The following is a 13,153-nucleotide window of genomic DNA, read 5'->3' as shown; positions in this document are numbered from 1 at the left end:
CTCCCACGCCCGATCGGACAGTTCCTACACGTGGAGATGAACATGCGGGCCCGGATACGCGCCGGGGATCCGGACGCGTTCCGAGATCTGTTCGACGAACACGTCCGTTCGGTGTACAACCACGGATTCCGGCTGACCGGGGACTGGTCGGTGGCGGAGGACGTGGTGTCGCTGACGTTCCTGGAGGCATGGCGGTTGCGGGAGCGGGTCGACGCCGGCATCGAGGGCGGATCGTTGCGTCCGTGGCTGCTCGGCATCGCCACCAATGTCACGCGGAACGTGCGCCGCGCCGCCCGACGGCATGCCGGAGCCCTGTCCCGGCTGCCCAGGGCGGACGTGGTGCCGGACTTCGCGGAGGAGGTCGCCACCCGCATCCGTGACCGCGAGCGGCTCGCCCTGGTGCGTACGGCCCTCGCCGCGCTGCGCCAGCCGGAGCGCGAGGTGCTGGCGCTGTGCGTGTGGTCCGGACTCGACTACGCCGAGGCGGCGGTCGCGCTGGGCGTGCCGGTCGGGACGGTGCGGTCGCGGCTGTCCCGAGCGCGTACCAAGCTGCACAAGCTCGTCACCGCCGGAAAGCTCCGGCCGGCCGGGGAAAGCCGGGAACCGTCCGCCGGCCGCGGACAGGTACCAGTCGACCGCACGATCGCGGTCCGGTTCGCTCAGGAGAACGCCCGATGAACGCCAACCCCAGTCAGTCCATCCCGGACGTACGTGCCGACCTGGCCTCGCTGCTGCCGGCGCCGACGGAGCGGGACCTGCCGAGCGACCGCCACCGGTTGATCCAGGAGTTCATGATGACCCAGATCCACACCGACCAGCCTCCGGCCGAGCAGCCGCCGCGTCGCGTACCCCGACGACGGCTGTTCCTGGCCTCGGCGCTGACCGCGGCCGCCGCGGCGACCGCGGCCGTGGTGCTGATCGGCGTTGGCGGGCCCGGGGGCGTGGGCGGCGGCCCCGCCCCGGTCCGGGCCGACCCCGCCGGCCAGCAGATCCTGCTCGCCGCGGCCACCACCGCGGAGAAGACGGCCGCCGCCTCCGGCACCTACTGGTATCTCCGGACCGAGGCCGCCGGCCCGCCGTCGGAGAGCTGGACCCGGCGCGACGGCCGGACCTGGGTCCGGGGGGCCAAGACCGGCGGCACGCTGACGGAACTGCCCCTGCCCACCTCGTTCCGGCTGGGTGGCCCGGAGGTCAGCTTCGCGGAGCTCCAGCAGCTGCCCACCGAGCCGGGTGCGTTGCGGCGGTGGATCGCTGAGTCCGTGCAGACCAGCGACGTCCGGACCAGCGCCGGGAAGCCGGCCGCCGCGATGCGGGAGCAGATGGTCTTCGACGGTCTGCTCGCCCTGGTCGCCCAGCTGCCCGCCCCGCCGAAGGTGCGTGCCGCCGCCTTCCAGGCCATCGCCGCGTACCCCGAGGTGCAGAGCACCGGAGCGATCGAGGGTGGGCAGGGACTCCTGATCCGCCTGGGCGCGGAGCCACCGGCCCGGCTCGTCGTCGACCCGGCCACCGCCCGGATCCGGAAGACCAGCTACTACGTCACGGCGGACGGGGCCCGGGTCTCGATCGAGGGGGACCGCATGTTCACCCTGACCGCCGAGTGGACCGACCAGCTGCCGGCGTAGCGGCACGGCGGCCGTCCGAGGAGCCCGCGCGACCGGTCCGGTCCCGCGGGCTCCTCGCCTGCCATGGCGCCATGAGGCCCGGGATGGATCAGTTCGTCGCGCCGGCCAGCCGGGCCGCCCGCATCCGCAGGTAGTGCTGCTCGGGCAGGCTGGTCGTGCCGCCGGCTGCGGCCCGGTAGTGCGCGACCGCGCGCTCCCGGTCGCCGGCCATCTCGTACAGGTGCGCCCGCGCCGCGTCGAGGCGGTGGTGCCCGGCCAACCGGGGATCGGCGGCCAGCGCGGCGAGGGCGTCCAGCCCGGCGGCCGGGCCGTGCACCATCGCGGTCGCCACCGCCCGGTTGAGCGAGACCACCGGGCTTGCGGAGACGCGTTCCAGCACCTGGTAGAGGGCGAGGATCTGCGGCCAGTCGGTCTGCGCGGCGGTGGGCGCCTCGTCGTGCAGCGCGGCGATGGCGGCCTGGAGCTGGTACGGCCCGACCGGTCCCCGGGCCATCGCCCGGGTGACCAGGGCGGTCCCCTCGGCGATCGCGGCGGCGTCCCACCGGCTGCGGTCCTGGTCGGCCAGGGAGATCAACTCGCCGGACGGCCCGGTCCGGGCGGCGGCCCGGGCCTCGGTGAGCAGCATCAGGGCGAGCAGCCCGGTCACCTCGCTGTCGTCGGGCAGCAGGGCGTGCATCTCCCGGGTCAGCCGGATCGCCTCCTCGAACAGGTCGACCCGGCGCAGGTCCGTGCCGAGGCTGGCGGTGTGCCCCTCGGTGAAGGTCAGGTAGAGCACGTGCAGCACCGCCGCGAGCCGCGCCTGCCGCTCGCCCTCGTCGGGCATCCGGAACGGCAGCCCCGAGGCGCGGATGCGCTGCTTGGCCCGGCTGATCCGCTGCGCCATGGTGGCCTCGGGGACGAGGAAGGCGCGGGCGATCTCGGCGGTGCTCAGCCCGCCCACCGCGCGCAGGGTCAGCGCGATGGCCGACGCGGTCGACAGCGTCGGGTGGCAGCTGAGGAAGAGCAGGACCAGGGTGTCGTCCCGGTCCGTGATCAGCGGCTCGTCGGCGGCCGGCGCGGTCCGCCGGTCGTCGCCCTCCCGCCGGGCGGCGCGGTCCTCCCGGCCGCGCCGGGCCGCCTCGGCCCGGACCAGCTCGATCATCCGGCGGTACGCGACCTGGACGAGCCAGCCGCGCGGGTTGTCCGGCAGCCCGTCGGCCGGCCACTGGCGGGCCGCGTCCAGCAGCGCCTCCTGCACCGCGTCCTCGGCGGTGGCGAAGTCACCGAACCGGCGGGTGAGCGCGCCGAGGACCTGCGGCGCCAGCTCGCGCAGCAGGTCCTCGACGGTGTGCTCCGGGACGCCCAGCGGTCACATCTCCTGCAGCGGCGCCGACATGACGGGGTGCACCTCGATGGGCATGTTCAGCGGTCGCCCGCCGGGGCCGGGTGCGGTGGAGATGTGCGCGGCGATCTCGACCGCCCGTTCCGGGGTCTCGCAGTCCACGATCCACCAGCCGGCGAGGAACTCCTTGGTCTCCGCGAACGGCCCTTCGGTGACGACCGGGGCGCCGCCCTCCCCGGCCCGGACGATCCGCGCCTGCTGCGGGCCGGCCAGACCTTCCCCCTGGACCCACTCCCCGTCGGCGGCGAGCTTGGCGTTGACCTCGTGCATGAACCCGATGTGCGCCTGGATCTCCTCCGGGGTCCAGGTGTCGATCGACGGGAAGTCAGCTCCGGCGGCGCTGAACTGCATCAGCAGCATGTACTTCACGGTTGGCTCCTCACGTCCGAGCACCGATTCTCGATGCTTCCACCCTCCGGTAGAAGCTGCCGCACCGCTTTTCGACATCCGCGGCGAAGAAAATCCGGGAATTCTCAGCCGCTCGGCGCGAGCCGGTCCGGGGCGAACAGGTAGCGGGTGAACCACCGGTGCAGCTGGCTCCGCAGCGCGCGGTCACCGTGCACGCTCACGCCCGGGTGGCGGATCAGCTCCGCCCAGGAGTCCTGGCCGAGCCACCAGCGGGTCACCTCGGCCGTGGGTGCGGCGAGCCACACGTCCACGGGCGCCCCGGTGTCCTGTCGGCACAGGTTGACCTCGGTGGGGGAGAGGTGCAACCAGAAGTAGCGGTCGGTCGCCGGGCGGTCGGTGAAGTCGACGGCCACCACGACCGTCCGCTCCGGCAGGGCGGCAATGTCGACCCGGCGCTGCATGTCCCAGGTGAGGGCGGCCGTGTCAAGGTGGTCGTCCGTCAGGGGAGCGCTGTCGGTGACCGTCGCCCACCTGGCCAGCTCTCGGACCACCGGGGCCAGGGCGGCCCCCGCCTCGGTGAGCCGGTACGCCCCGTCGGCGGCGTCGACGATGCCGGCCACGTGCAGGCCCCGCAGGCGTGCCGACAGGGTGGCTCGGGGAATCCGGGGCAGGCCCCGGCGGATGTCGGTGAAGGTGGTGGCCCCGAGCAGCAGTTCGCGGACGATCAGCATGGTCCACCGCTCGCCGAGCACCTCCAGCGCCCGACCCACCGCGCAGAACTGTCCGTACCCGTGCATCGGGCGATGGTAGAGGGCGGCTGGTTCAGAACCTGAACTGGTGCCTGGTCGTGCCCGGCCCCATCCTCATGCCGGGGCCGGGCGACCCGACCGGCCCGGGCCGCTGCCGCGGGCCCGGAGTGGAGAGGAGAAACGGACATGGGTGTCGGTCGCGACGTCCTGGCGACGATCGGAAACACCTCGCTGGTGGAACTGCGCCGGGTGGTGCCGCCGGGCTGCGCCCGGATCCTCGTGAAGGTGGAGGGGCAGAACCCGACCGGCAGCATGAAGGACCGGATGGCGCAGGCGATGATCGCCGGAGCCGAAGGCGACGGCAGGCTCCGGCCCGGCGGCACCGTCGTGGAGTACACCGGCGGCAGTACCGGCGCGTCGCTCGCCCTGGTGTGTGCCGCGAAGGGCTACCGCTTCCGGGTCGTCAGCTCCGACGCGTTCAGCGAGGACAAGCTGGCGCAGATGGCGGCGCTGGGTGCCGAGGTGACGCTCGTGCCCAGCGCGGGCGGGCTGATCACCACGCAACTCATCGAAGACATGATCGCGGCCGCCCGCGGCATGAGCGAGGAGCCGGGCGCCTACTGGACCGACCAGCTCCACAACACCGACAGCATCGCGGGCTACCACCCGCTGGGCGAGGAGATCTGGGACCAGACCGGTCAGCGGATCGACGCGTTCGTCCAGTCGATCGGCACCGCGGCCTCCCTGCGCGGTGTGGCGACGGTGCTGACCCGCCACGATCCCCGTGTCCAGATCGTCGCGGTCGAGCCGGCCGAGTCGGCAGTGCTGTCGGGCGGTGGGAAGGGCGCCCACCGGATCGAGGGCATCGGGATCGGCTACCACCCGCCGATGTGGGAGCCCGGCGTTGTGGAAGAGATCGTCCCGGTCACCACGGCCGACGCCGAGGCCATGGCCCGACGGCTGGCCCGCGAAGAAGGGCTCTTCGCGGGGACGTCGTCGGGCGCGAACGTCGTCGCGGCGATCCGGGTCGGAGAGCGGTTGGGGCCGGGGGCGAGCATCGTGACGCTGCTGGTGGACTCCGGCCTGAAGTACCTGAGCACCTTCTACCGACGTCCCGAGCCGACCCGCGACGCGGTCAGCCGGCCTGGGTGACCTCCAGCAGCAGCGCCTGCTCGGGGTGCAGGGCCGGCATCTGGAGCCCGACCGTACCCAGCACCGCCCCGCTCAACGTCACCCCGCCGCCGGCCAGCCAGCCCGGCTCGGTCATCTGCAGCACCGCCGGCTCCGGCATCCCGGCCGCCGGGCGCACCCCGTACCGGCGGCCGGGGTCGAGGCCCGGCAGGCGGACCGGGCCGGGGACCTGGGCGACCGACGTCGCCAGCCGGGAGACCGCGTACACCGCCCGGGAGCGGTCGTGGGCGACCACGCCGTGCGCCTGGACGGCCGGGTCGGAGTGGTCGACCCTGGCCACCCGGCCGGCGTGCAGCAGCGGGCGGAGCCGCTTGTGCAGCGCGACCCACGCGGCCAGCTCGGCCCGCTCCTCGGCGCTGATCGCGCTGATGTCCCACTCGATGCCGTGGTGGCCGAAGAGCGCGGTGGTGGCGCGGAACCCCAGGTCGTGCACCCGGTGCGTGGTGTGCGACCGGGACGGTCCGATGTGGGTGCCGACCAGCTCGGGCGGCAGCAGCAGCCCGGTCCAGCGCTGGATGGCCAGCCGCTCCAAGGCGTCGTTGCAGTCGCTGGCCCAGACCCGGTCGGTGCGCCGCAGGATCTCCAGGTCGACCCGCGCCCCGCCCCCCGAGCAGCTCTCGATCTCCACGCCGGGGTGCCGGGCGCGCAGCTCGTCGAGGAGCCGGTAGACCGCCACGATCTGCCCGTGCACCCCGGGCCGGCCGGCGTGCCCGGCCTCGGTGAGGTCGCGGTTGTGGTCCCACTTCAGGTACGCGATCCCGTCGTGCTCCTTGAGCACCGCGTCCAGCCGCGCCAGCAGGTGGGCGTACGCGTCCGGGTGCGCCAGGTCGAGCACCTGCTGGTGCCGCCACTCCGGCGGCAGCCGGCCGGGCGCCTGGAGCACCCAGTCCGGGTGGGCGCGGAACAGGTCGGAGTCCGGGTTGACCATCTCCGGCTCGACCCAGAGCCCGAACTGCATGCCGTGCTCGCGGACGTGGTCGATCAGCGGTTGCAGCCCGTCCGGCCAGACGTCGTCGTCGACCCACCAGTCGCCCAGGCCGGCCCGGTCGTGCCGGCGGCCCCGGAACCAGCCGTCGTCGAGCACGAAGCGTTCCACGCCCACCTCGGCGGCCCGGTCGGCGAGGCTCGTAAGCCGGTCCAGGTCGTGGTCGAAGTAGACGGCCTCCCAGACGTTGAGGGTGACCGGCCGGGGGGTGCGCGGGTGCTGCGGGCGGGCCCGCAGGTGGGTGTGCAGCACGTCGCTGAGCCCGTCCAGCCCGGTGGTCGAGTGGACGGCGTAGAGCAGGGGAGTGGCGTACTCCTCGCCGGGGGCGAGCAGGATCTCGCCGGGGGCGAGCAGTTCGCCGCCGCCGAGGGTGGACTCGCCGGTGGGGCGGCGCTCGGCGACGGTGACGTGGTCGCCGCTCCACGCGGTGTGCACCGCCCAGACCTCGCCGTGGCCGAAGCCGAAGCCGGCGGTGCCGGCGACCAGCAGCAGCGTCGCGTCGTGCCCGGTCCGCCCGTGCCGGCCCTCCCGCACCCAGGCGCCCATCGACCACGGGTGCCGCTGCGGCGCGCGTTCCCGGCACCAGCGGCCGGTCAGGTCGAGCAGTTCGGTGGCGACCGCCGGCACCGGCAGCACCGCGGTCAGCTCCCGCACCTCGTAGGCGGCGTCGCCGTCGTTGCGCAGCCGGTGCCGGACCGTCAGCAGGCCGTGCGCGTCCAACGTGATCTCGATGGTCAGCGACAGGGCGGCGCCCGGGTCCGACGCCCGCACGGTGACCCGCGCCGAGCCGGGTCCGTCGTGGGCACCGTCCGCTTCGGATACGCCCACCACGTCGCCACCCTGGGCCACGCGGCTCGGGTCCGGGCCGCCGTCGGCGACGTCGAGCCGGTCGAGGCGGAAGGCGGTCGACCAGTCCCGCCCGTCGCGGTGGCCGGCCAGGCCGGGGCGACCGCTCCAGCCGGCACTCGCCTCGGGCAGCAGGGACAGCACGGTCGGCGCGTCGAAGCTGCTCGGCACCACCGGCGGGATGGTGGCGTCGACCAGGGCCGGCAGGTCGTCGGCGGGCAGCGGGCCGAGGTCGGCACCCCAGTGCGCGACCCGGGGCAGCCCCGGGCCGCGCGCGTCGAGCACCAGGCTGGTCCGTCCCCGGCGCAGGTGGACGACGGTCGGAATCGTCATGGCTCATCTCTCCGTGAGGGCGCGCCGGTCTCCGTCACCATCCGTGACGGGACCGGGCGGCCGAACCGCGGGGAGCGATATGCCTGTCAGGCATATTTATTCCTGACAGACATAACTCCCCGAAATGTTCAGTGGGCCCGGGAGCCGGTGACCGGCCCCGGGGACTTCAGCCCTTCGAGGCGCCCAGCGTCAGGCCCCGGACGAACTGCTTTTGCAACAGGAAGAAGATCACCAGGGTGGGGATCGCGACCAGCACCGAGCCGGCCGAGACCAGGTTGTTGTCGGTGAAGAACTCGCCGCGCAGGTTGTTCAGCGAGCTGGTCACCGGGAACTTGTCGCCGGTGCGCATCAGCACGGTGGCCCAGAAGAACTCGTTGTAGATCCAGGTCACCTCGAGGGTGGCCAGCGCGGCCAGGGCCGGCCGGCACAGCGGCATGGTCACCTGCCAGTACTGCCGCCACACGCTCGCCCCGTCGACCATCGCCGCCTCGTACAATTCGTGCGGCAGGGCCTTCATGTAGTTGCTCAGCACGAAGACGCAGAAGCCGCACTGGAAGGCGACGTTGACCAGGATCAGCCCCCAGTAGCTGTCGTAGAGCAGCTCCGAGTCGCTCATGAACTCCGGCAGCGGCACCTCGGTGAAGAGCCGGAACAGCGGGATCAGCAGGGCCTGCTGCGGCAGCAGGTTCGCCGCCGTGAAGAGCCCGAGCAGGACGATGTTGAGCTTCCAGCTGAACCGGGCGATCACGAACGCCACGCAGGAGGCCAGGAAGAGGGTCAGCAGCACCGCCGGCACGGTGATGTACACCGAGTTGAGGAAGTGCTTGCCGAACTCGGCGGTCTGCCACGCGGTGACGTAGTTGTCGAAGGTCCAGCCGCCGAAGGACACGTAGCCGTGGCTGGCGGTGTAGTCGTACGACCGTAGCGAGGTCAGCACCGCCCAGAGGATCGGGAAGAGCCAGCCGACGGCCACCGTACCCAGGAAGAGGTGCAGCACCACCCGGGCGGGCCGCAACGGCCGGCGGCGCCCGGCCGGCGCGGCGGCCGCGGGCTCACGGGTGAGGGTCGCCGCGCTCATCTCCGGTCCTCCCGCATCACGGTGGTCAGGTAGAGGGTGATGAAGACCAGGGAGACGACCAGCATGATGGTCGCCAGCGCGGACCCGAAGCCGATCCGGCTGGCCTCACCCACCACGTTGGACGTCACCAACGCGGAGATCAGCTCCAGCCCGTTGCGACCCTTGTTGATCACCCAGACCAGGTCGAACGCGCGAAGCGACTCGATCACCGTCACCACCAGCACGATGATGTTGATCGGCCGCATCACCGGGAAGACCACCCGGAAGAAGGTGCTGGTCTCCGAGGAGCCGTCCACCGCCGCGGCCTCGCGAAGCGACGGGTCGACGCCCTTCAGGCCGGCCAGGTAGAGCAGCATGATGTAGCCGACGTGGCGCCAGCCGGCGGCGAAGAGCACCGCCCAGATGTTGACGTTCGAGTCGCCGTACCAGTCGGTCTGGGTGCCGAGCACGGCGTTGAGCAGGCCCTGGTCGCGGCTGTAGATGAGCTGCCAGACGAAGCCGATCAGCGCCAGCGAGAGCACCACCGGCAGGTAGAGCGCGGTCTGGTAGAACCGGCCGCCGCGCAGCTCCTTGTCCAGCAGCACGGCCAGGAACATGCCGAACGGCGTCGCCACCACGAAGAGCGCGGCCAGCCAGAGCAGGTTGTTCTGCACCGCGGGCACGAACGGCGGGTAGATGTTCACCACGTCGTCGTAGTTCTTCAGGCCGACCCAGTCGATCTCGCTCAGGGGGCCGATGCCGTCCCAGTTGGTGCCGGAGAGCAGCACGGTGGCCACCGCCGGCAGCCAGACCAGACCGACGACGAGCAGCAGGGGTACGAGCACCATCAGCGTGATCACCACGCGGTCGGTGCGGGACAGGAGCCGTAGCCGGCGGCCACGACCACCCGTGGAGGTGGTCGCGGCCGGCGGCGGCACGGCGCGATCCGCTTGGATCAGGGGCAGGTCGGACATGATGTCCTTCCCCTCTCGCCGTCAGTCGGTGAAGATCGACTTCTTCTGGTTCTCGACGCTGGTCAGCAGCCCGCCGATGTCCTTCGGGTTCTTGATGAACTGCTGCAACGCCGGGATCATCACCGTGGAGGCGAAGTCCGGCCGGGTGTCCCGGTCGAGGAACTGGGCGATCTCGGTCGCCGAGCCGACGAGTTCGGCAGCCTTCTTCTGCAGCGCCGTGTAGCCGCTGGTGTCCGCGCCGGTGTTGGCGACCAGGGTGCTGGGGTCATTCTTCACCGTGATGTTCGCGGCGTCCTTCGAGCCGACGTACTCCAGCAGCTTCTTCGCGTTGGCCTCGGACTTCGGCTTGCGGGCCATCATGTAACCGTCGATCGGCGCGTCCAGGGCCTTCGCCCCGATCGTCGAGTCGACCTCCGGGAAGGTGAAGAAGTCCAGGTCGTCCTGCTCGTCGTTGTTGAACTGCTGGGCGACGAAGAGGCCGAGCAGGTACATGCCGCTCTTCTTCTGCTGCAACGACTGGGCGGCCTCCTGCCAGGTACGCCCCAGGGCGTCCGGCTGGTGGATCGGCAGCAGACCGGCCCAGGTGTCGAAGACCTTCTTCACCTTGTCGGAGGTCCACGCCTCCTTGCCGGCCATCAGGTCGATGTGGAACTGGTAGCCGTTGATCCGCAGGTTGAGGATGTCGAAGGTGCCCATCGCCGGCCAGCCGTCCTTGTCGGCGAAGGCGATCGGGTTCAGGCCGTCCTTCTTCATCTGGGCGCCGAGGGTGTTCAGCTCGTCGAGCGTCTTCGGCACCTGGTAGCCGTGCTGCTGCCAGACGGACTTGCGGTAGAAGACCGCCCACGGGTAATACGACGACGGCACGAAGTACTGCTTGCCGTCGTCCCCGGTGGACGCCTTCTTGAACGCGTCGGAGTAGCCGGAGAGCTTGCCCCAGACGTCGCTGACGTCACCGGCCAGGCCCTTGGCGGCGAAGAACCGCATCCGGTAGCCGGCGAACCACATGAACACGTCGTCCGGCTTGCCCTGCAGGTAGTTGTTGATGTTCTCCTGGAACGTGTTGTGGTCGACCGTGTTGATCGCGGGCTGGATGCCGGACGCGGTCTGGAAGCCGGCCATCACCTTGGCGATGACGTCCTTCGGCTTCGGGTCCGACTGGTTGGAGCCGACCGAGACCGTCTTGGAGCCCGACCCGGAGCCCGAGTCGGAGTCGCCGCAGCCGGCGAGCAGTCCCGTGCCGAGCAGCGCGCCGGTGCCGGCCGCGCCGGCGAGCAGCGAGCGGCGGTTCAGGCCGGCGACGGACGGGGGTACGAGTCGGGCGAGGTACTCGGCTTGCGATCGGGGACGGGACATTGTGCCTCCTGCGTGGAAGAGGTGCGCTGCGCCCAAGGGCCGTGAGTGGTGGCGGGGATCGGTGTTCGTGCGGCCGGGTAGTAGATCCACCGTGAACCCACATGTCCGAACACAAACAGCCGGTGGCGACTGAAGCTACCCCTTGGTTCGGCGCTGTCAAGAGGGTGTGCGGGCACTGATAACCCAGTCGTGACACGGCTGAGGCAAGGTAAACGTTGGAATTCGAGTCGATGTTGGAAAGTGTTGACTTGAGTGGTCTCGGGGGGGCACGCTCTGCTCTCATGCGGAACTGGCACGGCGAGGGCATCTGGTACGGGGCCGACTACAACCCGGAGCAGTGGCCCGAGCAGACCTGGGGCGAGGACGTCGCGCTGATGCGCCGGGCCGGGGTCAACCTCGTCTCGGTCGGGATCTTCTCCTGGGCGCTGCTGGAGCCCCGCCCCGGCGAGTTCGAGTTCGGCTGGCTGGACCGGGCCCTCGACGTGCTGCACGACGGGGGGATCCGCGTCGACCTGGCCACCGCCACCGCCAGCCCGCCGCCGTGGCTGGCCCATCGGCACCCGGAGACGTTGCCCCGCCGCGTTGACGGCGCGATCCTCTGGCCGGGCGGCCGGCAGGCGTACTGCCCCAGCTCGCCCATCTTCCGGGAGCGTTCGCTCGCCCTGGTCGAGGCCGTCGCCCGCCGGTACGCCGATCACCCGGCCGTGGTCATGTGGCACGTCTCCAACGAGCTGGGCTGCCACAACGTGCACTGCTACTGCGACGTCAGCGCCGACGCGTTCCGCCGTTGGCTGCGCGAGCGCTACGGCGACCTCGACGCGTTGAACGCCGCCTGGGGTACCGCCTTCTGGAGCCAGCGCTACCACGACTGGGCCGAGATCAACCCGCCGCGGAGCGCGCCGACCTTCGCCAACCCCACCCAGCAGCTGGACTTCCTGCGCTTCTCCTCCGACGAGCAGCGGGCCCAGCTCCGCGCCGAGCGGGAGCTGCTCACCCGGCTGGCCCCCCAGCCGGTCACCACGAACTTCATGATCGGCACCGGCATCAAGTACCTGGACTACCACTCCTGGGCGTCCGACGTGGACCTGGTCTCCAACGACCACTACCTCACCGCCGCCGACCCGCAGCCGCAGGTCGACCTGGCGCTCGCCGCCGACCACACCCGCGGCCTCGCCGGCGGCGACCCGTGGCTGCTGATGGAACACTCCACCAGCGCCGTCAACTGGCAGCCGCGCAACGTCGCCAAGACCCCCGGCCAGCTGCGCCGCAACAGCCTCGCCCACGTCGCCCGCGGCGCCGACGGGGTGCTCTTCTTCCAGTGGCGGGCCTCCCGGGCCGGCGCCGAGAAGTTCCACTCCGCGCTGGTCCCGCACGCCGGCCCGGAGACCAAGGTGTTCCGCGAGGTCTGCCGGCTCGGCGCCGACCTCGCCGCCCTCGCCGAGGTATGTGGCAGCCGGGTCGATGCCGACGTGGCGATCCTCTTCGACTACGAGGCCTGGTGGGGGGCGGAGCTCGACTCGCACCCCAGCGTCGACGTCACCTACGCCGACCGGCTCGCCGCCCTGCACGGCGCGCTCTGGCGGGCCGGGGTCACCGCCGACGTGGTGCACCCGTCAGCCGACCTGTCCGGCTACAAGCTGGTCCTGGCGCCCACCCTCTACCTGGTCCGCGACGCCGACGCCGACGGCCTGCACCGGTACGTCTCCGCCGGCGGGACCGCGCTGGTCACCTACTTCAGCGGGATCGTCGACGAGCACGACCACATCCGGCTCGGCGGCTACCCCGGGGCGTTCCGTGAGTTGCTCGGCATCCGTACCGAGGAGTTCTTCCCGCTCCGCGCGGGAGAGCGGGTGACCCTCGACGACGGCTCCACCGCCGACGTGTGGACCGAGTGGCTGCACGCCGACGGGGCGGAGGTGCTCGCCTCGTACGCCGACGGGCCGCTGCCCGGCGTGGCCGCGCTGACCCGGCACACCGTCGGCGCCGGCACCGCCTGGTACGTCGGCACCCGGCTCGACGAGACGGCCACCGACCGGCTCGTGGCCCGGCTGCTCGCCGAGTCCGGCGCCCGCCCGCCGGTGGCCGCCCCGCCCGGAGTCGAGGTGGTCCGACGCCGCGACGCCGACCGGAGCTGGCTCTTCGTCATCAACCACACCGACACCGACGCCCGGCTCCCGGTGACCGGCACCGAGCTGCTCGGCGGCGGCCGCTGCGACGGCGAGCTGGTCGTACCGGCGGGTGAGGTGGCCGTGGTCCGCGAGGAACACGTCGCCTGATCCCCACCACCGTTCCCCGTCCGCCCGAAGGAGGTCCC

Annotated in this window: 11 protein-coding genes; 4 read left to right on the top strand and 7 right to left on the bottom strand. The window is 71.9% G+C overall.

Features of this window, described 5'->3' with window-relative positions; all coding sequences use genetic code 11:
- Positions 1 to 36 precede the first annotated feature (36 nt).
- Positions 37 to 678: an RNA polymerase sigma factor gene (locus OG799_RS19135; RefSeq protein WP_406046333.1), complete on the top strand. Its 642-nt coding sequence runs from the start codon at positions 37 to 39 to the stop codon at positions 676 to 678.
- Positions 675 to 1,622: a CU044_5270 family protein gene (locus tag OG799_RS19130; protein ID WP_406036538.1), complete on the top strand. Its 948-nt coding sequence runs from the start codon at positions 675 to 677 to the stop codon at positions 1,620 to 1,622. The genes OG799_RS19135 and OG799_RS19130 overlap by 4 nt, the downstream gene beginning before the upstream one ends.
- Positions 1,623 to 1,710: 88 nt before the next feature.
- On the opposite strand, the gene OG799_RS19125 is transcribed toward OG799_RS19130, so the two are convergent.
- The 3 genes from OG799_RS19125 to OG799_RS19115 form a co-directional block, all read right to left on the bottom strand.
- Positions 1,711 to 2,967, bottom strand: a complete 1,257-nt coding sequence (locus OG799_RS19125; protein WP_406046332.1) for an RNA polymerase sigma factor — start codon at positions 2,965 to 2,967, stop codon at positions 1,711 to 1,713.
- Positions 2,968 to 2,970: 3 nt separating this feature from the next.
- Positions 2,971 to 3,363, bottom strand: coding sequence for a YciI family protein (locus OG799_RS19120; protein WP_406046331.1), 393 nt, complete (start codon positions 3,361 to 3,363; stop codon positions 2,971 to 2,973).
- A 113-nt stretch (positions 3,364 to 3,476) separates the two neighbouring features.
- A complete protein-coding gene (locus tag OG799_RS19115) occupies positions 3,477 to 4,148 on the bottom strand; it encodes a winged helix-turn-helix transcriptional regulator (protein ID WP_406036537.1) in 672 nt (223 codons plus the stop codon).
- A gap of 138 nt (positions 4,149 to 4,286) precedes the next feature.
- Here OG799_RS19115 and OG799_RS19110 point away from each other — a divergent pair, with 138 nt between their 5' ends.
- Positions 4,287 to 5,252, top strand: coding sequence for a PLP-dependent cysteine synthase family protein (locus OG799_RS19110; RefSeq protein ID WP_406036536.1), 966 nt, complete (start codon positions 4,287 to 4,289; stop codon positions 5,250 to 5,252).
- On the opposite strand, the gene OG799_RS19105 is transcribed toward OG799_RS19110, so the two are convergent.
- The 4 genes from OG799_RS19105 to OG799_RS19090 form a co-directional block, all read right to left on the bottom strand.
- Positions 5,236 to 7,455: an alpha-galactosidase gene (locus OG799_RS19105; RefSeq protein ID WP_406036535.1), complete on the bottom strand. Its 2,220-nt coding sequence runs from the start codon at positions 7,453 to 7,455 to the stop codon at positions 5,236 to 5,238. The two genes, OG799_RS19110 and OG799_RS19105, sit on opposite strands and share 17 nt — an antisense overlap.
- 166 nt (positions 7,456 to 7,621) lie before the next feature.
- Positions 7,622 to 8,533: a carbohydrate ABC transporter permease gene (locus OG799_RS19100; protein ID WP_406036534.1), complete on the bottom strand. Its 912-nt coding sequence runs from the start codon at positions 8,531 to 8,533 to the stop codon at positions 7,622 to 7,624.
- On the bottom strand, positions 8,530 to 9,486 hold the full coding sequence (locus OG799_RS19095) for a carbohydrate ABC transporter permease (RefSeq protein WP_406036533.1): 957 nt from the start codon (positions 9,484 to 9,486) through the stop codon (positions 8,530 to 8,532). The genes OG799_RS19100 and OG799_RS19095 overlap by 4 nt, the downstream gene beginning before the upstream one ends.
- 21 nt (positions 9,487 to 9,507) lie before the next feature.
- Positions 9,508 to 10,839 carry an ABC transporter substrate-binding protein gene (locus OG799_RS19090; RefSeq protein WP_406036532.1) on the bottom strand — a complete coding sequence of 444 codons (1,332 nt, stop codon included), beginning with the start codon at positions 10,837 to 10,839 and terminating at the stop codon, positions 9,508 to 9,510.
- Positions 10,840 to 11,120: 281 nt separating this feature from the next.
- Between OG799_RS19090 and OG799_RS19085 the strand changes: the two genes are divergently transcribed.
- Positions 11,121 to 13,115 carry a beta-galactosidase gene (locus OG799_RS19085; RefSeq protein WP_406036531.1) on the top strand — a complete coding sequence of 665 codons (1,995 nt, stop codon included), beginning with the start codon at positions 11,121 to 11,123 and terminating at the stop codon, positions 13,113 to 13,115.
- Positions 13,116 to 13,153: the final 38 nt, after the last annotated feature.

It is taken from the genome of Micromonospora sp. NBC_00898, from assembly GCF_045207895.1.
In the GTDB taxonomy this organism is placed as follows: Bacteria; Actinomycetota; Actinomycetes; order Mycobacteriales; family Micromonosporaceae; genus Micromonospora.
Note: the sequence above shows the minus strand (reverse complement) of the source record. Positions and strands in the feature narration are given on the sequence as shown.

Excerpts from the sequence above, each read along its gene's own strand:
- OG799_RS19135 (WP_406046333.1), top strand. The coding sequence starts at position 37 with ATGAACATGCGGGCCCGGATACGCGCCGGGGATCCGGACGCGTTCCGA.
- OG799_RS19130 (WP_406036538.1), top strand. The coding sequence starts at position 675 with ATGAACGCCAACCCCAGTCAGTCCATCCCGGACGTACGTGCCGACCTG.
- OG799_RS19120 (WP_406046331.1), bottom strand. The coding sequence starts at position 3,363 with ATGCTGCTGATGCAGTTCAGCGCCGCCGGAGCTGACTTCCCGTCGATC.
- OG799_RS19115 (WP_406036537.1), bottom strand. The coding sequence starts at position 4,148 with ATGCACGGGTACGGACAGTTCTGCGCGGTGGGTCGGGCGCTGGAGGTG.
- OG799_RS19110 (WP_406036536.1), top strand. The coding sequence starts at position 4,287 with ATGGGTGTCGGTCGCGACGTCCTGGCGACGATCGGAAACACCTCGCTG.
- OG799_RS19105 (WP_406036535.1), bottom strand. The coding sequence starts at position 7,455 with ATGACGATTCCGACCGTCGTCCACCTGCGCCGGGGACGGACCAGCCTG.
- OG799_RS19100 (WP_406036534.1), bottom strand. The coding sequence starts at position 8,533 with ATGAGCGCGGCGACCCTCACCCGTGAGCCCGCGGCCGCCGCGCCGGCC.
- OG799_RS19095 (WP_406036533.1), bottom strand. The coding sequence starts at position 9,486 with ATGTCCGACCTGCCCCTGATCCAAGCGGATCGCGCCGTGCCGCCGCCG.
- OG799_RS19090 (WP_406036532.1), bottom strand. The coding sequence starts at position 10,839 with ATGTCCCGTCCCCGATCGCAAGCCGAGTACCTCGCCCGACTCGTACCC.
- OG799_RS19085 (WP_406036531.1), top strand. The coding sequence starts at position 11,121 with ATGCGGAACTGGCACGGCGAGGGCATCTGGTACGGGGCCGACTACAAC.